Annotated in this window: 22 protein-coding genes; 9 read left to right on the top strand and 13 right to left on the bottom strand. The window is 48.1% G+C overall.

Going from position 1 to position 22807, the window contains the following annotated elements; translation table 11 throughout:
• Positions 1 to 9: 9 nt before the first annotated feature.
• Entirely contained in the window at positions 10 to 2454 is a 2445-nt protein-coding gene (locus ACOJTG_RS13740; RefSeq protein WP_420154343.1) for a two-component regulator propeller domain-containing protein, read from the bottom strand.
• Between the two features lie 304 nt (positions 2455 to 2758).
• On the opposite strand from ACOJTG_RS13740, the gene ACOJTG_RS13745 reads away from it, so the two are divergent.
• Positions 2759 to 3889: a putative sensor domain DACNV-containing protein gene (locus ACOJTG_RS13745; RefSeq protein ID WP_420154344.1), complete on the top strand. Its 1131-nt coding sequence runs from the start codon at positions 2759 to 2761 to the stop codon at positions 3887 to 3889.
• A 118-nt stretch (positions 3890 to 4007) separates the two neighbouring features.
• Here the strand turns inward: ACOJTG_RS13745 and ACOJTG_RS13750 are convergent, their stop codons facing one another.
• Positions 4008 to 4340: a DUF1508 domain-containing protein gene (locus tag ACOJTG_RS13750; RefSeq protein ID WP_420154345.1), complete on the bottom strand. Its 333-nt coding sequence runs from the start codon at positions 4338 to 4340 to the stop codon at positions 4008 to 4010.
• A 362-nt stretch (positions 4341 to 4702) separates the two neighbouring features.
• Between ACOJTG_RS13750 and ACOJTG_RS13755 the strand changes: the two genes are divergently transcribed.
• The 4 genes from ACOJTG_RS13755 to ACOJTG_RS13770 all read left to right on the top strand — a co-directional run bounded on the left by ACOJTG_RS13755 (position 4703) and on the right by ACOJTG_RS13770 (position 7405).
• Complete coding sequence (locus ACOJTG_RS13755) at positions 4703 to 5347, top strand: RNA polymerase sigma factor (RefSeq protein ID WP_420154346.1); 645 nt, start codon at positions 4703 to 4705, stop codon at positions 5345 to 5347.
• Between the two features lie 3 nt (positions 5348 to 5350).
• The gene (locus ACOJTG_RS13760; RefSeq protein ID WP_420154347.1) at positions 5351 to 6094 is read left to right on the top strand and encodes a hypothetical protein; all 744 of its coding nucleotides are present in this window, start codon (positions 5351 to 5353) and stop codon (positions 6092 to 6094) included.
• Entirely contained in the window at positions 6094 to 6930 is an 837-nt protein-coding gene (locus ACOJTG_RS13765; protein ID WP_420154348.1) for a C1 family peptidase, read from the top strand. The genes ACOJTG_RS13760 and ACOJTG_RS13765 overlap by 1 nt, the downstream gene beginning before the upstream one ends.
• Positions 6931 to 6997: 67 nt before the next feature.
• Positions 6998 to 7405 carry an Imm51 family immunity protein gene (locus ACOJTG_RS13770; RefSeq protein WP_420154349.1) on the top strand — a complete coding sequence of 136 codons (408 nt, stop codon included), beginning with the start codon at positions 6998 to 7000 and terminating at the stop codon, positions 7403 to 7405.
• A gap of 87 nt (positions 7406 to 7492) precedes the next feature.
• Here the strand turns inward: ACOJTG_RS13770 and ACOJTG_RS13775 are convergent, their stop codons facing one another.
• The 11 genes from ACOJTG_RS13775 to ACOJTG_RS13825 form a co-directional block, all read right to left on the bottom strand.
• Positions 7493 to 7969 carry a PEGA domain-containing protein gene (locus tag ACOJTG_RS13775; RefSeq protein ID WP_420154350.1) on the bottom strand — a complete coding sequence of 159 codons (477 nt, stop codon included), beginning with the start codon at positions 7967 to 7969 and terminating at the stop codon, positions 7493 to 7495.
• 102 nt (positions 7970 to 8071) lie between these two features.
• Positions 8072 to 8656: a hypothetical protein gene (locus tag ACOJTG_RS13780; protein ID WP_420154351.1), complete on the bottom strand. Its 585-nt coding sequence runs from the start codon at positions 8654 to 8656 to the stop codon at positions 8072 to 8074.
• Between the two features lie 15 nt (positions 8657 to 8671).
• Positions 8672 to 10165 (bottom strand): hypothetical protein, encoded by a 1494-nt coding sequence (locus ACOJTG_RS13785; protein ID WP_420154352.1) that lies wholly within the window; start codon positions 10163 to 10165, stop codon positions 8672 to 8674.
• Between the two features lie 3 nt (positions 10166 to 10168).
• Positions 10169 to 11587 carry a C1 family peptidase gene (locus ACOJTG_RS13790; RefSeq protein ID WP_420154353.1) on the bottom strand — a complete coding sequence of 473 codons (1419 nt, stop codon included), beginning with the start codon at positions 11585 to 11587 and terminating at the stop codon, positions 10169 to 10171.
• A gap of 5 nt (positions 11588 to 11592) precedes the next feature.
• Positions 11593 to 12132, bottom strand: a complete 540-nt coding sequence (locus tag ACOJTG_RS13795; protein WP_420154354.1) for a hypothetical protein — start codon at positions 12130 to 12132, stop codon at positions 11593 to 11595.
• A gap of 90 nt (positions 12133 to 12222) precedes the next feature.
• Positions 12223 to 13059 carry a hypothetical protein gene (locus ACOJTG_RS13800; protein ID WP_420154355.1) on the bottom strand — a complete coding sequence of 279 codons (837 nt, stop codon included), beginning with the start codon at positions 13057 to 13059 and terminating at the stop codon, positions 12223 to 12225.
• Entirely contained in the window at positions 13060 to 13680 is a 621-nt protein-coding gene (locus ACOJTG_RS13805) for a hypothetical protein (protein WP_420154356.1), read from the bottom strand.
• A 22-nt stretch (positions 13681 to 13702) separates the two neighbouring features.
• Positions 13703 to 14809 carry a caspase family protein gene (locus ACOJTG_RS13810; RefSeq protein ID WP_420154357.1) on the bottom strand — a complete coding sequence of 369 codons (1107 nt, stop codon included), beginning with the start codon at positions 14807 to 14809 and terminating at the stop codon, positions 13703 to 13705.
• Positions 14806 to 15921 (bottom strand): caspase family protein, encoded by a 1116-nt coding sequence (locus ACOJTG_RS13815; protein ID WP_420154358.1) that lies wholly within the window; start codon positions 15919 to 15921, stop codon positions 14806 to 14808. Before ACOJTG_RS13815 ends, ACOJTG_RS13810 begins: the two co-directional genes overlap by 4 nt.
• A gap of 5 nt (positions 15922 to 15926) precedes the next feature.
• A complete protein-coding gene (locus ACOJTG_RS13820; protein WP_420154359.1) occupies positions 15927 to 16682 on the bottom strand; it encodes a hypothetical protein in 756 nt (251 codons plus the stop codon).
• Between the two features lie 2 nt (positions 16683 to 16684).
• Entirely contained in the window at positions 16685 to 18067 is a 1383-nt protein-coding gene (locus tag ACOJTG_RS13825; protein ID WP_420154360.1) for a LamG-like jellyroll fold domain-containing protein, read from the bottom strand.
• Positions 18068 to 18499: 432 nt separating this feature from the next.
• Here ACOJTG_RS13825 and ACOJTG_RS13830 point away from each other — a divergent pair, with 432 nt between their 5' ends.
• From ACOJTG_RS13830 to ACOJTG_RS13845, 4 genes are all read left to right on the top strand, one after another.
• Positions 18500 to 18841 (top strand): hypothetical protein, encoded by a 342-nt coding sequence (locus tag ACOJTG_RS13830; RefSeq protein WP_420154361.1) that lies wholly within the window; start codon positions 18500 to 18502, stop codon positions 18839 to 18841.
• Between the two features lie 92 nt (positions 18842 to 18933).
• Positions 18934 to 19605, top strand: coding sequence for an SOS response-associated peptidase (locus ACOJTG_RS13835; RefSeq protein ID WP_420154362.1), 672 nt, complete (start codon positions 18934 to 18936; stop codon positions 19603 to 19605).
• A gap of 277 nt (positions 19606 to 19882) precedes the next feature.
• Positions 19883 to 20833: a ParA family protein gene (locus tag ACOJTG_RS13840; RefSeq protein ID WP_420154363.1), complete on the top strand. Its 951-nt coding sequence runs from the start codon at positions 19883 to 19885 to the stop codon at positions 20831 to 20833.
• Between the two features lie 11 nt (positions 20834 to 20844).
• Positions 20845 to 21816 carry a hypothetical protein gene (locus tag ACOJTG_RS13845; protein WP_420154364.1) on the top strand — a complete coding sequence of 324 codons (972 nt, stop codon included), beginning with the start codon at positions 20845 to 20847 and terminating at the stop codon, positions 21814 to 21816.
• Positions 21817 to 22807 lie beyond the last annotated feature (991 nt).

Here is a 22807-nt window from a genome sequence, read left to right on the forward strand (position 1 = left end):
TTAAAGGCCTTACAACATAATAATGGATAAAAAAGCGACCAGTACCCGAAACCACCAGGTTTGGTAATACGCGGGCATAACAATGACCTTGATTTGTGCCCCTTTCTCATTCCAAAGCCCGTGGTTATTTGAAGCTTTCACGCGAAAGGTATACGTTCCCGGATCCAGGTTGGTATACGTGGCGGTGTGATCATTACCCACAACATTCCAATCCGAGTCGTAACCTTCCAGCTTATAGGCGTACTGATTTTTGTGCGATGCCGTGTAATTGATGGCTACAAAGTCAAACGAAAAGGTGGACTGATCGGGTGATAAGCGAATTTCTTTCGCTTCCGTAATGGCCGTTTTCAAGGGAGAGTTTTTCTGCCCTACCGCAACGGGTTTATTAAATAACGAAAAGCCCGTGATGTACACCTGTGGCACAAAACGGTTGCTGGTAATGTGGCTGGGGTTAAAGGTTACGAAACCCTTGTTACTACCGAAATACAGCGTGCCGTTGCGAGTACGAACGTGGGCATTTTGTATGAAATCATTACTAAGCAAGCCATCCGCTTTGGTAAACTGCTGCATCGTACGTTTTTCGGGATCAAACTTCACCAGTCCCTGCAAGGTCCCTAACCACAAATTCCCCTGCGTATCTTCTTCAATGGATTGAATACCTTCCAAAGCCGAAAAAGGCACGGTCACAAAAGTCTGAGTTTTGGGATCATACTGACTCAGTTTCTTCTGTCCCAGCCAGACGCGGTTTTTACGATCCACGTACAGGGCCTTGATGTAGTGATTATTCTGACTGTTTTTGCTGCCGTTGTACTGAACAAAATGCGTAAGCTTTCGGGTTGCTAAGTGGTAGCGATTGAGTCCATCCTGGGTGGTACCTACCCAGAGGTTTCCCGACTGGTCTTCGGTAATGTCCGTAATGTTTTCACCGTAAAATTTGTGCTGATACTCGTCGCTTAACAAGCGGAAAAACTGGCGAGTCTTCGGGTCCATACGGTTGAGGCCACCGAAAAAAGTGCCGATCCACAAGGTTCCTTCGTGATCCTCAAACAGTTTCCAGATATGATCCGAACTCAGGGAATTGGGATTCTTAGCTTCGTGCGTATACCGTTTGAATTTACCCGTGGAGCGATCAAGCAGGTTAAGACCAGCCCAGGTTCCGACCCAGAGGTTGCCCTGCCGATCTTCCAGAATGCTGAGTACCGAATTACTGCTCAGACTATTCTCATCCTGATCACTGTGCCGGTAATGCGTAAACGTTCGGGTTTTGGGATCGAAACGATTCAGGCCGCCTTCCCCATCGAGGCCCAGCCAGATGATGCCTTGACGATCTTCACAAAAGGCTTTTACTTCGTTATGACTTAAACTATTCTTAGAAGACGTTTGATAGAAAAAATCGAAGAGGCTGGAATTCAGGTTAAATAGGTTGACCCCACCCCGCTGCACGCCCGCCCAGATATTGTTGGTACGATCCTTCAATAAGCTGGTAACCGTATTGTTAGAAATACTCAGGGGATTCGTATAATCGAACTGGTAACTGGTGAATGTTTCCGTATGTGGGTTGAAGAGATTCAGACCCCCGTTTTCCGTACCTACCCAGATTTTGTTGGGGGAATCAACCACGATACTCATGAGGAAATCCGCCGCGATACTAGTCGGATTATCCACCTGATGCCGATAAACGCGGAGCTGCTTCAGGCTCGGATTGATGACGTTTAAACCTCCGCCATACGTACCCATGTACAGATTTCCTTTCGTGTCTTCGGCCATGCACCGCACGTAGTCATGACTCAGGGGCTGGTCGATACCCATTTCCGTCGGTGTAGAATAGAATTTCTCCCCTTTGCGGTCAAACAGGTTTAGACCCTTCTGCGTCCCTACCCAAAAGCTACCCCGACTGTCTTCGAGTAGACACGTTACCTTATCGTATGTCAGCGTATGTGACTTGAATGAATCATGACGGTAGGCTTTAAACGTTTGCGTTTCAGCATCAAATCGATTGAGCCCGCCGCCATATGTACCTACCCAAAGTACGTGCTGACGATCTTCGTACACGCACATGATTTCGTTACTACTCAGCGAAGTCGAATCACCGGGCCGGTGCGTGTACCGAACAAAGGTATTACGCTGACGATCGTAACGATTGAGGCCATCGGGCGTACCGATCCACAGCTGATGTCGGTGATCTTCATACACACAGCGGACGTTATTACCACTTAAACTATTCGGATTTTGCGGTTCATTGCGGTACGTGGTCATGCGTTGCCCATCGTACTTATTCAATCCATCGTACGTACCCATCCACACGAAACCCTGACTATCCTGCCAGATACATTGTACATTGTTTTCCGAAAGCCCCTGATCGGTCGTAAGATGGGAGAAACGGATCGGAATCTCTTGCGACAGGGCAAGGGTACCTGTCAGCAAAAGCAGGAGTAAACTCCAAAAAGCTTTCATATTAGGTAAAACTCAGGGGTGAATCATGCTAATTTACCTTAAATTTCTAACATTAAACAAATTCTATCGTTTAAAACTTCGGTTCCGCATTAATTCATTCTAAATTCCTCAAAATAAGCTCAGAAGAGAAGTTTTTGTAAGGATAGGCTCAGGATGTGATCTCCGTAAAAAGCGTATCCAATTCCCCGAGCACGAACGATACCGGACCCTTTGCGGTTATAGCCACAACTCCTTACTTTGACCCTTATAAATCACTATCGTGCAACGCTCTATTCCCTATTCCGAACGTTTTTCCGCGAACCGTATGATCCTGGAACCAACCTACCAGGCAGCCCGACTAGTGGCGGCAACGATAGAAACCCATTTTGCCCAGCAACTTACCTCTACCTGCAAGGCCAAGTGCCAGCCGCTGGCTCCTAACCCTCCGGCTCGCGTCATTGAAGCCATGATTGATGCAGCGTTTTGGGCCAGCTTACGGCATGAAGAAGGGTATTCACCCAAAATTTCACTGGCTTACATTTCAATCGAACAAGCGGATCAGCCACTTGTATTCGAACATCGTCTGCCCCTGACGCCCGCGGTACTCACTAAACTGGCTCCGGCCGTCGAGCGACCCGGTATACACCTGGGCATTGGCTACGAAAACGATGAACTGTTTGTCTGGGGTACTACCCGGGAGATTCCCGGAAACTGCTTTGTACTGGAAGTCATTGAACCGGGTCTGCTGGTCGTGAAACACCGCCGCCTGGCCGGATACGGAAAGTTTGTGAACGTAGCCATTCTGAAGGGCGATCAGGTAAAAATTGTCGATAATAGCCTCACTGACCTCCCCGATTACCTGGCTTCGCTTACGTGTATGCCGGGTTTTCAGGCTTCGCAGGGTAAAAATGTACTCGTACAACTGGCCGTATCGATGCGGGCTCATGGCCGAGGAGGTTCGCTACTGGTGGTACCTTCGGGGTCAGAGGCCTGGCGAGAATCTATCATTCAGCCCATGACTTACCCCATTGTGCCTCCGCATTCGCAGCTGGCGGATCTGATGCGACACAATCTTTACGAAACGACGCAGTACAGCTGGCAGAAATCATTGGATTTGTCCATCGAAAGCATGGCTGGCCTAACGGCGGTGGACGGAGCGACCATCATCAACGATCAGTACGATCTACTGGGTTTTGGAGCAAAAATTGGCCGCTCGGAAACGAGTGCCCGCGTGGAACAGATTCTTGTATCCGAGCCTATCGTCGATCAGACCAGTACAGTTATACATTCCACACAAACGGGCGGTACGCGGCATTTATCGGCAGCTCAGTTTGTCTACGATCAACGCGACGCGGTAGCTCTCGTAGCCTCTCAGGACGGCCGCTTTACCGTATTTGTCTGGTCACCAGCGGAAGAAATGGTACACGCTCATCGCATTGATTCACTTTTACTTTAGTCCTGACGGATTCAGTTTTAGATACAGAAAAGGGATGGATTTTATAAAATCCATCCCTTTTCTTTTTTACCGGGTATAGAAAAAGGTTGAAGGCGAATAGTTTCGAGGTGGTTGGGCTTTATTTTTCGATCCGAACGTTCGCTAGCGGAGCTTCCCACTTGGTGCGTTCAATGGCCTGATCCCGACTCGCGGCAGACGCGTACTTGCGGGCACTACGGGCAATAAGCTTTTGATTGGCCGCTTTTAGCCAAAATGTATATTCATGGAGCCGGTTCACGCGTTCGTAGCGGCTCTCTAGCGGGGCATAAATGCGGATGGGCTCAACATCATGCCAACAACTTTCGAAATCTTTGTACACGTCACTCGTCAACAGTGCTTCGCCCTGGCTTGATTCAAGCGTGAACTGGTATCCTTCGCCCTTGGTAGCCCGGTGAATGATAAATACAGCCATGGAGAATGTGCTTTTGCGTTGACATTTTATCTATCTATCACAGCCCGCCGCGAAAGGATAACATGTCACCGTAAAAAAATCTACACTTTTTTATTATTACACTTGATCTGTTTGTTTTCATTAATCTTGGATAAGATTTTTTTTCTTTATTTAGTCTCGTGATCCTAGTTAGGATCCCCTATGCGCCAGGCTACATTCCTTCTCGGCGATAAGCTGAATTTTAACTTCTTGATAAATAATTTTTTAGAGCTGATAACCTTTTGTTACATCCCGGGATAGATGAATAAGGTTCGGCGTTTCTTCGTGATTATCAGCCAGCGAGCAAAACCTGCGTAACTTTAGCATGAATACGTAAGCTTCTTATGCCTCCAATTAACCCATTACCGGATTCGTCAGAAAGGAAAGAAGAAAAACGCATTGAGGCTCTACGCGTCAACGACGCCGATGCCTGGCGGGATTTTTACCTGGAAGTATCGCGGATTTTCATTCCGTATGCCTTGCAACGAAGCTCCATTTCTGAAGATGATGCCTATGATGTATTTCAGGAGGCTATGATCGAATGTTCGCTAAAAATTAAAGACGGCCGCTTTCAGTTTCAGGGTAAGCCCATCACCGCCTACGCGTTTACGATTTGCCGGTATCGCTGGATTAATTTTGTAAAAAGGCAGAAGCCGACTGATTCGTACCAGGAATGGTCCCTGGAAGAGGACAATCCGTTTCTTGACGATGAGACCGAATCCACTCCTTCGTCCGTTCAGGATTGGGCTGACCCTAGCAATCTGTGGGGAGACGAAACCGTAGAAGCCGATTTGACAGCCTTGCAACGGGCAAAAGACGAACTTTCCGACGCCTGCCGCACCCTGATTGAGTGCTTTTACGTCGAAGAAAAATCACTGGCCGAATGCGGTGCCCGCCTGGGCATTCAGGAAGGTTCAGCCAAAGTAAAACGATTCCGCTGTACGCAGCGATTCCGGGAACTCTACCTCACGTACCGTAAAAAAGAATAAGTCATGTCTTTATCCGAAGAATCCATTAGCCAGGTTGGAGCTTACGTAAACAACCAGATGAATACTGACGAGCGGCTGGATTTTGAACGCCTGCTCGATCAAAACCCCGAGCTGCAACAGGAGTTACACATTCAGCGTGAACTGAAACAGGGCCTCTTGTGGCTGAAAGAAAAAGAACGTTTGCAGCAAATCCACCAGGAATTACGGGCTCAGGGTGTGTTACCCCAGGCTCCGCAGTCTGCTTCCAGGCAAGTGGCCTTTACCCCCCGTCCGGAAGCAGGCCTCAAGCGTTGGTACGGTTGGGCGGCAGCGGCTTCGCTGGTACTCCTGCTCGGTTTAGGCTGGCTTTGGTTGCGTCCGGTTGATACGGGAGCCCAGTTGGCTAACCAGTACATCCATGCCCCCAAGTCCGCTCCTTCACCCATGGATGAGGGCGAAGACCGGCTCGGAGCCCCGCTTCCCACTACCCAAGTACAGCAGGATTCCCTTCAGTTGCAACAGGCCGTGGCCCTGCTGCAATCGGGTCAGGTGGATACCGCTCTTTCCCAACTCAAGCCCTTGACGCAACACATCACGAATCACTGGAACGCCAGTGCTCAGTGGTACCTGGCTTTGGCTTATCTGAAAAATCAGCAGTCGCCGCAGGCTCGGGTATTGATTGACTCCATTGCCGAGACGACCGGCCATCCCTACCAGCGGGAAGCTCAGCAGCTGGCTGAACAATTTGCTCATCAAACTGCCCGCTAGTGAATCCACGCCTCTGGTTTGCCCTGCTTTTTTTCGGTGGTCTGGCTCTAAAAGGTCTGGCCCAGCCCTTACCCAAAACCGGACTGGTTTTTGACGACGAGGCCTATGAGCAATTGCCCTACGAGCCAGTGTTGACGAAAGCTCCCCTTCCGGCTCGCGTCAGTTACGAAGCCTACTGCCCTTCCATTCAGGCCCAAGGGCCGTATAGCACCTGCGTAGGCTTTGCCTGTGGCTATTACCTGCAAACGATTCTGGAGGCTAAAGCTCGCGGACTGAACAAACGGGCTATGATTGATCAACTCGCCTTTTCGCCGAGTTATCTATACGAAAAGGCAAAGGTCCAGCAGGATTATAGCTGTACGGAAGGCGTTTCGCTAGTGAAAGTACTGCAAATCATGCAGGAAGTGGGGAACACACCCATGCGGAGCTTCCCGTACCCCGCTTGTGGACAAAAGACGGCCCGAGCCGATCAACTGGCCGCCCGGTTCCGTATTAAAGGCTTTGAGCGAATTTTCAAGTTACAGGATCCCGACGCGGTCAAGATAGGTTCGCTGAAAAAATCCCTCGCCGAAGGTAAACCAAGCGTAATTGGCATGGTGATTCCGGCTTCGTTTTACTACACCAAGAAAGTATGGCAGGCGGCTCCGGGTGACAATCCCCAAAATCCGGATTTGAAGGGGCACGCCCTCTGCGTCATTGGCTACGACGACGACCTTCACGGCGGAGCCTTCCGCGTTATTAACAGTTTTGGTAACGACTGGGCCGATCATGGTTTCTGCTGGGTAACCTACCGCGACCTGGCCCGATTTGTGAAGTATGGGTTTGTGGCGAACTAGTTTTACTCTTTCCACACACAGGTCAGTATCGCTGACTTAGGCCCGTAACAAATCAGATCCTGAGTTTATGCGGGCTTTTTCTGATTCATCACACATCTTTGCTCCACTTAAAATCATAAAACTCAGCAACCGATCCGTGGAAAACTACGCTCCTTTTGAAATTAAAGCCGAAGACTATTACCTGATCAAAGCAGAAGTCGAATTGCTACCCGAGTACATAATGCTGTTTGCTAAACATGGGTACGAACCCAATGGCTACTGCTGGGAAGGGCATATCATTCAGATTTTAGAAAAGGTCAATCCGGCTTTACTCAATCATATTGAATTTGATCCAGAAGCGGGTGGCTTTTACGCAGTGGCCGATTCCGAAGCCAGTCAACTAGCCTTTGTGCATACGCTCAGTCCGATTTTCCAGGATATGGAAACGTTGGAAGAATACATTCGTACGGCGGATCGTGCAAGACTTGATGACTAAGATTCAGATTTCCTCCGCTATTTATACAGGAGCCCTACCACCTAATGTATCTGGCGGTAGGGCTCATTCATTATTGATTCACCTTAATTACTTCAACCGTTCAAGCGTACCAATTTTCTCCCAGGAAGCATCTGGCTGCATGGTTACGACCAGATAGATGCCTTCTTTCGTACGTTTAGCCGAAGTCAGGTTTGTATCGCCGTCCACTAAACGGGCTTTTATCTCATTCGGCGTTAACTTATACATGGAACCCGTGATTGCATCAACCGCCAGGCCAATTACGCCTCCGAAAACAATGTTGCCTAGTAACCAGGCATCTACCTTACGAGTCAATGCTGCTTCGTAAGGTTTGTAGCCATCCATAACTACCTTAATCGTGTGGTTGTCTTTTCGCTTCAGGTTTGCCCACATGGGTGTTTTCCCCGAAAGCTGTCCATCCACATACACTTCGGCTCCGGTGGGTCTGCTGAGTACACTCACGGCTTGGCGGGAACCGTTGATGATCGTTGTACAATTACTTAAGGTAAGACTTACTACTAAAATGGGTAACAAAACTTTTTTCATAAAAGGGGTTAATAAAGTTAGGTAAAAGATCATTTACATAATTGCAGAGGTTGAAGGAATAAGCACTTTTGAAAACAAGCCCGTAAGGACTGTAGGGGAAGATCATTTTTCTACCTTATCACCCATCTTTGCCGTAATCCGATCGCCTTCGCAGAGGATTTCGTAATAGTAGCCATCACTGAACGCCACTTTCGAGCCGCATTTGCAGCAACGGGTATTATAGCCATCCGTCTGAATCTGCGTACCGCCGTGACCGTCGCTGACCAGAAAAAAGGACTCGCAATCCAGACAATACTCACTTCCTTTGACCTTCGTTCCGGCGGGCAAGGACGTCCGCTCGGCTGTCTTTTCCCCGCTTCGCAAGGCTTTAAATGCGGCTTGTACTTCCACCGTATCTTTTCCCTGTACGGCATAAAACGTGATAGGCTGGCCGTTGCGTTGAGCCACCGGAATCTGAAATACGCTATCGAGTTGCGAACGCCCGGACCGACCGTTGATAAACACGATGGGCGTACCATCACCTCCTCGCGTGCTAAGCGTCAGTCGAGCGGATTCTTTTTTGGCTATTCGTACCGTCAGGCCGGGTGTGGGTGTTGTGGTTAGGGTACTGAGGGTCCAGCCCACCAGTGCTAGTAATCCCAGGATCAATACAATCAGGGTAACTTTTCCTATTTTGGTTAATCGCATAACTGGTCGGTAAGGTTAGAAGCCTTTCGCTTCGCGGGTAGTGATTTGAATATGATCTTCGGCAATTTTTCCATCGTTATTCTTCCGGCACTTCATAAGGGTCTGAAAGGCCGCCAGCGAACCGACAAAAACCCGGTAACCGCCTTCGTTTCGCACGTAGCCCTGCTGACTGGGAGCTGTCGGCAACGGGCAAAAAGCCTCCTCGGAAGCGTAGGCCAGCAGGTATTCCGTGCCATAGGGAGGCGAGCAGATAAAGGCCGACTCGGGTGAGATGCGAACGGGCGTATTTTCCTGACCGGGTTTGATGACAAAATCGGATTCGAGGAGCGTTTGGGTACCATCCGCCAGACGATACAGGAGTCGCAGGTGACAGGGCCGGTTAGCCGTAGCTTCCAGAAACATTTGCTGCCCCGCCCAATACTCCACGCCGGTACGGCCCCGATCGGTGCGAATTTCGATCTTCAGAGCCGATTTAGTCGTCGTAGTGATCTGTCGTAGCGTATCCTGTACGTTTCGAACCCGTTCGTAGTTTTCGGGTTTTAACGGCAACTTCTGCTCTACCAGCCAGCTCAGCGGAAGCTCGGAACTGCGAGCCTGAGCCAGTACCTTCCGGCTGGCTCCGTCCACAACTTCCATGCGTAGGCGTAATTGATTGAGGTCTTCTTCGTAGGAACCCCGAATGATCCAGGCTTTTTCGTCAGATTCGGCCACCGATCGTACCGGCATCTGAGTATGCCGTTGCCAGCAGGAGCTAAGCATGGCGAACACCTGATCCGACAAGGCATCGTTGATCCCGCAATTTTTGTACGTAAATCGCTCCAGTACCAGCCGTTTGACGTTTGGAGGAAGGTCTTTTTGCACCTGTGCCGTCAGGGTATCGAGCACCGACAAAAGGTCTTTGGGTTTATCTGAAGTAGCCAGCGTCTGACTGGTAAAGGCGGTGGTGGGTCGTTGCCCAACTTTAGTGATCCCTACAATCTTGAAATTCAGAAAGGAATTCAGGGTGGCATGAAAGGAAAACTGTACCCGAAACTCCGTTAAGTTTTCGTAGGTGAAAGCCTTGTTCTGAGCATTCTGCCCCTGAAGCGTTTTGATCAGATATACGTTCAGATACGGCTCCCCCGCGGTCGTCCGCTGAAAGTCGTACTGCACCTTTGACCAGTCGAGTGTATGAATGATCGGTTTTCCACCCGAGAAAATCCGGCAGTCTTTCACATACTCCTCCACTGACGTTTGGGTACCCTTTGGTTCGCGAAACTCATTGAATACCAGAACTTCCTTGTCCCGCAACGCACCCGTAATCAGCCCTTTGAGCTGCGGTCGCAGGGCATCGAAGGGCTGATTGGCTTCGTAATGCGTCAGGATTTCGAGATTCGTCAGGTACTGATCCGTAATTAGCCGACGGGCATTCTGAATAATCTCGGTCTGTTGAGCAGGCTTGTACGACTGAGCCCAAAGGCTGGATAAACCGCCCAAAAACCAGCCGAGAATTCCCAAAAACTTCTTCATACGCTACTGATGATCAATGGCTACCACCAGAGGTACTACCGAGCCAATGGCTTTGGGATCGACTTCAAAACCTACTGCGTCGGTGCGGTACTTGATTTGGGCAGTAGGAATTAGTTCGTCCTTGAGAGCCAATTGCAGCCGATCCGCCAGATTCCCTGAGCTTTGCTGAAGCTGATTGAGTATCGTGTTGAACGTCAATGGTTTTTTCGAAAAGAGAACAATCAGGTAGTCGGTACCTTTGGTATCATCCAGGGTAATGGATTTATGATCGGCCGGGTACGCAACGGTGGTGTGAGGGCCTAATGCGGGACTAATGCCTTCTGCATAGGGAAAAAGCTGGCTTATCCGAAACGTCGTATCCGTACCGATCATGTACACATACGCCTGTTCACTCGTATTGACCAGAGCCTTAAAGGCCGTACCGGACGATTGACTTTCCGTAGTACGGTACATCGTTAGTTCACGCGGATCATTACTGACGACCAATCCCTTTTGCAAACTTCGCTGAGCCTGCAATTGTCCACCTTCTCGCAGCCGTAACTCCATCTGGCCTTTCAAGGCTACGGTTGTTTCGGTAATGGGTACGGTGAGGTCCGGAAACGCCTGGTACGCTTCCCAGGTAAACCGGCCCAGGTCTTGGTACTTAATCCAGCAATAGCCGTGATCCGCCCAATCGCTGCCCCAACTGTTGACGATGCGAAAAGCTCCGCCGTACTGATCATCATCGTAGCCAATCACACACAGGGCGTGGCCCCCTTCCCGAGGCATTCGTTCATCCCCCGGAGCGGGCTGCCACACGGTCTGCGTAGCAAAAAACGACAGCGGCGTCTGCATACCGATCACGACGGGGTAGCCCTCGTTGAGAGCCTTCTTGATGGCAAGCGTTTTCTGAGCGGCAGGGGCCAGTAAGCCAAACAAGCGAATGACATCCCCAATTTTGTGCGGCGAAGCCAGTTCGTCCAGATCCTCGGTAGTATTGCCGCAGTTGGGGTACGGAAACGCTTCGTACTGCGGAGCACCGTAGGTTTTAAGACTACTCAGGGCATCGACCAGCCGGGAGCCTTCCTTGCACTCCACATCCGTAGGAGCCTTGATTTTGTCGTAGGTATAGCTGGGGGAAAAAGACGCCGCTTGGTTGGCTGTATGACGTTTGCGGATGTTGTCGAGCATGGTCCGCAGGTAATACGTACTGGCAAAACCCACGCAGGTGCCGTAACCTTCGCCCTGATTCATAACCGGAGGAGCGTAGGCCTCGTAGGAAATGCGTTTGGCCAGATGGTCGTAGCTGTCTTTGGTAAGTACGGCTTTCAGGGGGAATTTTTCGTAGGCCGCGTCATCAAATTTCAAACCCGTAGGGTATTTTTTCTGAGCGACAACCGTATTTAAACTCAGTACAAGGACAAGTAGTAGAGCTTTTCTCATGCCAACTAAGGTTTGGGGGTGGCGGATAAGGTGTTGGGGACTTCCGTAATTTTTAATTCGTAAATCTGCCAGTAATCGTTCGCTGGTGGTGTTTGCGACAGGGGAATGGTTACTTTCGAGATACTTGAACTCTGGGGCTGATGATTCTCGAAGCGTTGTACGTCAAAGTAAATCGATGCGTAGCTGCTGTATTTCCCATTTTTATCTTTTTTAACATCCTGAAAATGAATCACTTTCACGGATTTCATTTGGTAACGAACGCCCGACGAACGGTTCAACTGACTCAGGAACTGCGGTACGGCAATCCATTTTTCGGTTTTATTGGGCAATTCCACGATAAAATACCCCGACGGAGCAAATAGCCATTCACTCTGTTCTTGGAGATATTTCAGGTCCTGTCCTTTCGTTTTTCCACTGAGCCATTCCATAACCGTATCAAGCTTGGTATCAATCGGCCAATGGATGGCTTCCTGGCTCTGGGCTTTCAGGCTCTGCGGAAATCCGAGTAGCAGTAGCAAAACGAAGCCAAGTGCGTAAATTTTCATAGAATCAAAAACGAGGGCTTTTGTTAAAATGAGCTTTACTCAAACATCACTTCTCTCGACCTAAGGTTATCATTTTCAATCTATAAATTTTTATTTGGGCTTCCAGAATGCTCGCAACGCGGGGGGTAAGTCTTGTGGGCTTTGCCCCAGATCACTAATCAGCCAGCCCGAAGGTTCGGTTTCCCGGCTGAACGACTGAATTTTTAGCCACCAGCCTTGATGGATGGGCCACCAAAGCTGACTGTCGAGCGAGAGCAGTACCTGAGCTTCTTGATTGGCTATAGCCCGTACCAATGCCATCAATCGCAGTGAACGGGCCGGATGGATACAGGAGCCGAAGTTCACGCCCGCCCGCATGATCCGGGGTAGACCCATAAAATTGAGTTCATGAGCATTCGGCGGAATGAACACGAGCGAATCCGTCGCAGGCCTTAAGGTTCCGGAGCTGGGTGGCCACTCAGTATCCACGTCCAACAATTGCCAGGACCAGTTACCAGCCTGCTGCTGTTTTTTCAGATACAGCTTTACTTTTCGTACGTCCTGCTGCCAGCGAATCTGGAGGCTCACCTCGGCGTACAGTCCTTCCTGCGTGGTCTGAATAGGCTGTTTTCCAAGCGTTTCGAGGCATTGCTGAACGAGCGGAGCTTTGGAAGCCAGTACCGAAGCATCCATTAGCTCCAGAACCCGCAGGTGTCGGGCAGCGGCGAGGTTTTCATCCAGGGCCGTTGTATCGTTGAATTTCCTGAAAAAATCGCTCATGAAATGAATGCGACTTTTCATGAAGGGTTCGGCAGGTTTCCGCTGAATCTGGGCGAATGATACCGCCGCCGTATCCCGATGGTTTTCCAGGAACAGCGAATCCGTTTCCTGAGCCCGCACCTCCCCTATTCCCGCCAGCAGTAGTCCCAGTAGCAGCCCGCGTAGCATTTACTGATTAGGCCTTTTAGGTTGGACTTCCGTCACGCGGACGTCGCCCAGTAGCACGGTCCATCGGTGCTCGGCGTAGAACGGATCTTTCCGATTTCGCAGGTCTACCCCGAGTTGCTTGACCGTTTTGTCTTCGTATTGCATCCGACCATCCTTTCCCCGGCCCTGAAAATGCTGGAAATACGTGGCCGTGGTTACGTAACCCGTCTGGGTTTTCTCCCAATCCCCCACCAGAGCCAGGTCGTAGAACGTAATGTTTACGTCGAAATACTTTTTTTCCAGATTCCGTAGCCGACGCAGGTATACGGTCAGCGGATACTCTTTGACCAGGAGTTTGCCTTTTACTGAACCCACCTGCATCCGGGAATCCGGTAAAAATAGCATTTGGGCATTTTCGATGGCCAGTTCCCGTACCTGTCCGGACTGCGTAGGGTCAGCAATGATGGACAGATACCGTTGAAATTCGGCAACTTTCTGCTGGGTCAGCTGCTGAAAATCCTTCAACTGTTTTTCCGACAACTGATCATCGCGTACCTCTAACCCTTTCGTGACGGGCAACGGCTGAGCCTGGGCTACGGAAGCCAGCCAACCAGCGAGTACCAGACTAACTACATATTTCATGTTCTTGTACAAGGTTAAGGTCTTACCAGATTTCCTGAAGGGCGGCTCGTTCGTAGTGTACACCATCTGCCGAAACGGTTGACAACCGCTCAATCAGATTGATTCGCTGAATTTTACCAGCGTTGAGGTACAGTCGCTGAATAACCTGTTCAATGGGCTGTACTTCTCCTAAGGTCGTATTGACGTAAATATCAATCCGGGCTTTCTTCGTGAAATACTCTTTCACCTGCGTCAAAAGAGCGTACCGCTCGGCTTCGGGCCGCTGGACGTCCGTCAGTGCATTCAGGTACTGATTGATGCGTTGAAAATCCGGCTTGGGATCGGTTACGACGGCGGATGGCTGACCCGACAGGTGAATTTCGTAGATGGATTTTCGATCCCGCGTAGCAACGTGCTGATTGAGTCGGCCCTGCGTATCTTTTAACAGGGCTTGCCAGGAAATACTGCGGTTGTACCGACTCGCCAGCTCCAGAGCTTCGTCGAAAGCCCGCGTGTAGTAGCTGCCCGAATCCGCGTGGGCACAGGAGGTTTGCGGCGGCTGACTACTGGCAATCAGAACGTCTCCTGAGGCTTCCCCAAACAGTTTCCGATACGCCGCATTGAGTGAATCGTTCGTCAGCGTAAGGCCCCGGATCAGTGGTTTGCGACCCACCATTCCCCTAGTATTGTTGGATAAATTGTTACAGCAATCCCCAAAACTGACGCACAAGCGAGCTTTTTTACTTTTAAGAGCGGTGTGTAAGGCCTTTAGCGAAGGATTCTGACTCCGCTCCGCTGCTTCTTTGTGCAGGTACAGCAAAGGAAAGGCGTCGCTCCGCTTACTTTCGTTGTAGCCGTGGCCGGAGTAATAAAAGAAGATAACATCGTGTGGTTCCACCTTCAGCGAATCGATCAGGCGATTCAGATTCGACCGATTCAGAGCGTCCCCTGACAAGGTTTGCTCGTTCAGCCGCACTCGTAAGGCCGAGGCAATCTGCGTACACTGCCGATGCATGACTTCCAGGTCGCGTTGGCAGGCCGTTGACAGCAGGGGATCTTTCGTATCGGCTACGAACAGGGCGTGCAGCGTCTGAGCCTGTATTGCCTGCTGAAAGAACATTCCCAGCAACAGCAGTATCCCTTTTTTCATCGTTCGCTGGGGTTAAACGTAAATTTCCCCCGGAAGCGTCCTTCGATGTAAGGTGGCTGACGGAAACCTCTTTTTTCCAGCCCAAAATCAATACGTTCGATCAGTTCCCGAATGTCAAGGTCCGGCGTATCAATGTGTTGAATGAGTTCGCTGGTAAATAATCCGTTTTTGCCTTCCCCGTCCTGAGCGGTTTTGCCGGGTTCGGTCGCGTACACGATCATGGTACCCACGGGCGGGTTGATGGTGGTATGGCTCATCTCTCCGATGCCGCGTTTCCAGGAACGGTATGGATTATTCCGGCAGGCATCCCAGAACACCAGATTAGAACCATTGGGATTCACTTCTTCCATGCGGGCAACGAGCTGACGCAACGGAAAGCAGTCGAACTGAACATCTGATTCGCTGGCCGGATCGGCATCGACGGGTTGTAGGTAATTGTCTCCATTAACCATGAGGCCATGGCCTGCGTAGAAAAACAGACTGACGCCTTTGTCGGTCAATCCATTTGTGAATTCGTCAATGGATTTCTTGAGTTCTTTTCGGCTCTGGTTTTCGCGGAATATGACGGTAAAGCCCAGCTTTTGCAGATGCTCCTGCAACGCTTTCCCATCATTTACCGGGTTTTTCAGGGGATGTTTCGTGTACGAATCGTTGGCAATAATCAAGGCCGTGCGTTTGGTCAACCCTACGATTCCGGGTGGTGAAGTCGGACCGGTTTGATAGGTAATGTAATGCGATTCAGAAACCGTTTTTCCTCCGCTATTGACGGCCACGAAATGCAATTCATTCGCACCCGGCGTAAGCGTCAGTTCTTCACTGATTTCCTGACCACAGCTTACTTTCTTAAATCCCCGGGCTTTGCTGCTGAACGCTTTACCATTCAATACAAACTGGTACTGCGATACAGCTTCGGTGGATTGTACGCATACGGTAACTTTCAACTGCGGTTTTTCTACCGTCAGCTGGGGCGTGGATGGGTATTGCCAAACGATCCCCGGAGCTTTCAGAGGCACCTTGGGTGTTTCCCACTCGCCTTTAAACTTATGATCATGCTGGGCCTGACTAAGCTGAGCCCCCGCCAGGAGTATTCCCAGAAGTAACGTTTTTTTCATTGCCGTTAGAACGTTAAGTGATAAGCAAGGGTGGGTGTATTACCAAAGTACTGCACCGTAATGCGTTGCGAAGCGGTCCGTCTCAGGCGATCATTCTGTACACCTTTGATGACACTGTAAATCACATCCGCCGCCAGAATCAGGCCGGCTCCCCGAAAAGCATTCATGTAGCGTTTGCGGTGCTGATTAGCCGCATCGTAGTAGGGAATCGCGTCCCGCTCGTAGGGCTCGCTCATGTAGCGGTCGTATTGTTCGTTGGCTTTTTGTCGTTCCAGAAAACCGTAAACCAGCAATCCTCCGTAGGCAACCGTAATGAGGGGTCGATAGCCCACTTTCCGGTGTACCAGCATATTTCCCAAACCGGGTACGGCTATGGAAGCCAGAGCACTCAGCGGACCTCGGCCAATGGTTTGCTGGCGGGGAGCTTCTTTCACGCCAACAATGGGTTGAATGGCTTCGTCGCCCATGGTAAAGCCGTCCAGAGCAAAGTCCCAGTATATGACTTTATTGGTTCCAGACGACAGGTTTCTGCCCACGTCTCCGGTAACGGTACGAATCTTCAGCAAACCTTTGGTACGACTGGCAATTTGTAGATAGACGGAATCCTGTTCGGTGAGCTTCTGTACGTCGTACGTAATCTTCATGCGATCCGCCGTGTAGTCCGTACGGATCTTGGAAACGACAGGCTGAGCAAGGCTGAGCGACAGACAGCCCAGTAGGAAAAGCCCGGTGAGAAGGCTTTTGATTAGGAAAGTATTCATGATTAATGCTTGGAGAGTTCCCGGATTTGTGCTTCAGTAAGGGGGACTTCGTAGACCCGGATGTCATCCAGATGGCCTTTGAAGTTATCCTGATTTTTTTGATGCTGAATGCCGAAACGTAAACTTCCGCCTGAGCAATCGCGAATACCAGAACCTCCAATGCCTGTTTCTATAGCCCACAACTCTCCATCTAGATAGGTTTTCCCAACAGATCCATCAAATACGGCCACAAAATGATGCCAGCTTTTTTCATCTCGGTGTTGCGTGTTGTGAGGACCTGCCCATTTGGATTCTTTGCTGCAATCATCGCTTTCTTTGGGCTTTATATCCGCGTGAATAGTCACATTAGGGGTGCTACCACCGTACTTTACCCAGGCACTATACAGTGCGTTGTCACCTGTATTATAATCCGATTTATAATACAACTGCATTCCTCGAAGAACGTCAGCAGGTAAACCGTCGGGTATTCTAAACCATAAGCTAACGGTAAGTTTACTAGGCCTTAAACTTGCGTGGTCATTAATATCCAAATAGCCACTTACGCCATCTAATCTCAAAACTTTTTCAGTATTATTATTTCTACCAGTAGTTATAATATCAGCACCAATCTTAAGCGTTCCAGTATTATTCTTTCCGCTTAAATCCTTAATCTGCGTACCCGTATCCGTATTGAAATCATAATAGGCTACCAAGCCTGTCCAAATATCCGCATTGGTAGTTTCGAACTTCTTGATTTCTCCGTAGTGATACGTCCCATTACTATCCTTGATATAGGAACAATAGTAGTAAGATACTCCAGGAGTAAGATTGGATAGGGCTATCACGGTTGAATCGCCATTTGATAAGGCTGATACAGACTGTGTCTGTGTTTGTGCACCTCCTACTTGTGGGGAGCTATTGATATAAGAATAACAGATTCCGTACTGAGTAGCAGTGGGTAAGCCCAAGTTCAGTAATTTAAAGGCTACATTGGCGGTAGTGTTGTTCACTCGTGAGGATCCTCCGGTAGCTACACTGGGTACCACGTCCTGAACGACCGTAACTGATTTACTTACCGTAGCTTGATCACCACATTTGTTGGTTAACTTCACTTTGACCGTATAGGTACCTGCTTTGTCATACGTATGTGAGTTCGTAAAACTTGAAGCCGTTTTTTGATCCCCAAAGTCCCATTCAACTCTATCAAAATCGGCGGCGTTGACATTTAGCGAATAATCAACTTTCAACTGATTATTAACGGTTGCAATTTGGGCAGCTATGGGCTCACATTTCGGAAAGATCCGTTGCGGGAATTTGTCTTTGCCACAGCTAGATACCAGCAGAATAAGCGAAAACAAACACAGTTTGAGGATGGAAATAGCATTCCCAAGTAGAGGTTTTTTCATGTAGATTAGTTAAATAATGGGGCTGTTATCGAAAATAATAGGATGGGTAAAATTAACAGTTCTTATCCATTTATGTATCTACACAAAAATAATTTATGTCATTTTAACACCTGATATACGTTAAAGGTATTAACAGACTTCTTTTCTTATATTTAACTTTATCCGATAAGAGTACTTATACTAATACAACACGAGTCTTTTATTTGTTAATTATATATCTATTTAATAATCAGGCATCTACTTGAAACAATATTAGTAAACACTAAAAATAGAAGCTGAATATGTATTGAAATTATTTCAGACGGCTGAAAAATCATATTCACGTATTTATACGTAACGCTTGGCTATTTTTGCCTATGAAAGTTGGGTAACTTTTTTTCGGTAAAAAGGTTGTATTATTTATATTCGTAGGCTAGCTTTTAATAAATACGTATGATGATTCCTTTTCAGACGCTTTTCCACTTACTGGATGAAATAATAGATCTAGTAGAAATCAAACGTTTGGATTTACCAGATGAAAAAGATCCTAGTCAGCTATATTACTGGCTGCTGATTCGCGATACTCAGATACAGCGGTTAACGTTTGTTTCTATAAACCGGAACGAAACTTCCCAAGAACGTGTGTTTGAGGAAGGACTCTTACATTTTGATTCTGAAATGGCTTTGTATACGGATCTCGACAGCTTAGAAACCCACCGATTAGCCGTTCAGAATCCAGCTATCCTTTCTGATGCTCTTGAGAAACGTATTCAAAACTATTTGACCGCTCAGTAGCAGTATTCTGCACTAACGTTCGATTCCCTACGTAGCTCATCGGCACAAGGTTTTACGGAGGAGGCGTTAGGTAGGGACCAACAACATAGGCTATGTACATAGGTTTAGGTATCAGAAAAAAAGTAAAAGATCTTCAACAACGCTTTCAGGCTCCTGGCCTCACCGTGGCAGCCAAGGCTTTTAAACCCACTCCTCAGGTATCGGGTCCTGACCTCCCCTATTGGCCCGTTATTACGGCTACGAATCCTACCGAACTACAATTATTCCGATGGGGCTTACTAAGTCCGGATACTCGGCCGGAGCAAGTTCAATCTACGCCCCTGCGACGCCTGCACTTACCCACGGAGGAGGTACTGAAGCGTACGTTTAGTAATCAGCCGCTAGAACAGGGTCAGCGGTGTCTGGTCTTGGCAGACTGCTTTTACATTCACCGACATGAAGGCAAAAACCGCGTCTTGTACCAGATTTCCCTCCGCTACAATCAGCTATTTGCTCTGGCGGGTATCTTCCAAATCTGGGAGCAGGACACGCAGATCATTCCAACATTTACCTTACTGACCACACCGGCGAATTCGCTATTGGCCTTCCTTAATAACAAGTACCAACGAATGCCGGTCATCATTGATCCCGAAGCAGAACCGCTCTGGAATTCTGCCCTTCCCTTTTCCGATCCGGCTATTCAATCGCTATTACATCCTTTCGACCCGGCACAACTGAAAGCCGAACGACTTACGCACACAGAACAATTGTCTTTGTTTGACTAAGGGGATTCTACTCTTTAGATGAATAAGTTGTGTTTTAATCGGTCTTTTCACGCAAGCATTTTGCTTTAATATTTACATTGATAATCAGATATTTACATACTCCATAGGGTTGATCAAACTTTCTTAAAGCAATTTAAAAGTTGTGTTTTGATCGGTTTATATGTTCCGTTGTCTAAAAATCCTCTCGTTCGTTTCTTAAAAAAATGATACGATCAGTCCGTATATTCGGACAAATGCTATTTATTTGTCCGAATATTATTCCATCTTCTCTTGTTGTATGCTCACTCACGAAGAAACGCTCTTATTTTTTCGCCGAAAACCCGCTCTTTCGGTCTCAGCCATTGAAAAGCAGGCGGGCTTACCTTCCGGAACTTTGGCTAAGGCCATTTCCGGGGATCGTACGCTGAATGACAAACACTTGGCCGCTTTGTACCCGGTATTACTGGAATACGGTTATGCTGAAATGGCCGAACGTAAAGCCCGTATCATCTCAGTAGTGAATCACAAGGGTGGTGTAGGCAAAACAACGACTACGCTCAATCTGGGTAAGGCTCTTTCACTGGCTGGGTTTCGTGTGTTACTGGTCGATATGGATTCACAAGGCAACCTGACGCAATCGCTCGGGCAGGATGAGCTGGACAAACAGGTTGTACACGCCTTACTCAAAAACGAACCCTTGCCGATTATCCCTATTGCGAAAAATCTGGACTTAGCCCCGAGTGATCTGGAGTTGGCCTATGCTGACCTAGAGTTGGTTCAGGTGGTAGGTGGTGTCAATCAGCTCAAAAATGCATTGGCTCCGGTTCGGGGAAACTATGATTTCATTTTTATTGACTGTCCCCCCGCTCTGAATATTTTCACGAACTCTTCTTTAGTAGCCTCCCATAGCTGCCTGATTACCCTTCAGCCGGAAGCGTCCTCGATGAAAGGGGTAAACCATCTTTTTGATCGTATTGCTCAGGTACGGGACCGGATTAACTACGAATTGAAAGTAGAAGGGATTTTATTAACGATGGTAGATAAACGTCTGAACGTTCACCGGGATATGATTCAGAACATCCACGAAGCGTTGAGTAATTTCCGAATCTTCAAAACGGAAATCCGGACGAATGTAGCCCTGAAAGAATCCCAGGTAGCCCAACAAGATATTTTTACGTATCATAAAGATTCCAACGGTGCGATTGATTACAAAAACCTGGCTACTGAATTTATGCAATCCCGAACTTAATCCCTTCTCCGATGAAAAAATATCAGATTGGTCTGAACGACAAAAAAATCATTAAGGATCAGAGTCTGCTTCGTCACGAAGAGATCAAGAATCGGATTCTGGTTTTACCGGAACTGGAAGCCTTCATACCGCCCCTGTTACCGGAAGAATATAACCAGCTGGAAGCCAACATCAAGAAAGAAGGTTGTCGGGAAGCCCTGCTGATTTGGGAAACGACGGAAGCCGTAGCCAAAGGAACGGACAGCGAGGCTCCGGCCTACGTATTGATTGATGGACACAATCGTTACGCCATTTGCAATACGTATCAGATCGACTTCAAAATTCACCTGGTTCAATTCCCGACGAAGGAAGCCGTTTACTTCTTCATGATTGAAAATCAGTTGGGTAGACGGAATCTTACGCCGGAGCAGGCTTCGTATTTGCGTGGGCTGCGGTATCGCACCGAACGTCAGGCAAAGGGTAAATATGACCGTTCCGGACATAAGGGTCAAAATGACCTTTATGCTGCGGAAGAAATCGAAAACCATAAGGGACAATTTGACCCTTATGCCAGTGATGAGGGTCAGACCGATCATAAAGGTCAAAATGTCCCTTATGAAAAAGGGACTACTTCCGGACGTTTGGCATCCCGTTTTAATGTCAGTGAAAAGACAATCAAACGGGATGCAGAATTCTCTCAAGGAATCGATAAGCTAACCCCGGAATTAAAGAAGGATGTACTGAGTGGTAAGGTAAAAATCAGCAAGGGTGATATTCAGCAATTGGCTTCTCTACCCGTTGAATCACTACCTACACTGGATGCTGTAAGTCAGGCTCTAGCCAGACCAGCTCCCGAAGAGAAAGCCGAAATAAAAGAAGATCCTGAGGTATTGATGAATCAGTTACGGAAGAAGTTAAGTCAGCTAACCCGACTGAGTGAACCCAATGATGAACTCCTCAATTCGATTATACGGATCGCGAGGCAGTTAAAAAGTAAAAAGTAAGCGAGAGCGGTGAATTTCACCGCTCTCGCCGTTTATAGACCATCCTATAGGATTTGCTTGGTAGTATTGGCGTGGAGTTCTGAGTAACAGGTGTTTTGGGTGATAGCATTTTGGGTGCGAAGTGGGAGGAGGAATGAAAAAAGGATGGTAACATTTAAAAAGTTGTGTTTTGATCGGTAAAGTTGGAATATTACTTATCGATGAGGTGATAGGGAGGGTATAGCAATAATGAATAAGTTGTGTTTTAATCGGTCAGACATAACGCTTAAGGCATACATAATCTACTGAAAAACAGAGGGATAATTTCATTATAAACTTGCCGCATGTAATTAGATCCGTTTTAAAAGTTGTGTTTTGATCGGTGCATTTGGGCTGATTTCGTTAGTTAATTCGAACAAATTTCAAGCACAAGAAGGAATACTTGTAAATCAGCGGGTTGAGTAGTGAAAAAAGGTACGAATAAGTTGTGTTTTGATCGGTGAATACACTCTGTAGGGTTGAATAAGTTGTACTTCAATTGGCGGTTTTCAGAACAAGATCGGGTTTTCCTTTGGGCTTGACTTTATACGAACATCCGGCTTATTGGCTTTACATTAAAAGTTGTGTTTTGATCGGTGGTTTTAAAAGTTGTGGTTCCATCGGTAGGTTTTGGAGCCAGTGAGCTAAGGAAAAGTATCGTAACTAGGGAAAGAACTTTAAGGTAGTAAAAAGTTGTGTTTTGATCGGTGCGTAATTCGTAAACGGGCTAACGAAGAAAGATGATTGAGTAGAAGCAGTAGTGGTAGTAGTAACCGTAAATGGCCGAAGAGCCCTCTAAAAGCCGCTCAGAGAGGCGATCGTACTCCCTAACGACGTCGGCATCAGCTTAAGCTACAGAAAAAGGCTGTAGGGAGGCAGTCATTTGCCTGGATTCTGCAACCCAGAAGCCCTTCGTGTTATAAAACTAAATATTTAGTTCACGCCGGAGTTCTCTTTTCTTTTCCTGCCCGCT

Source organism: Siphonobacter sp. (assembly GCF_048595215.1).
GTDB lineage: Bacteria > Bacteroidota > Bacteroidia > Cytophagales > Spirosomataceae > Siphonobacter.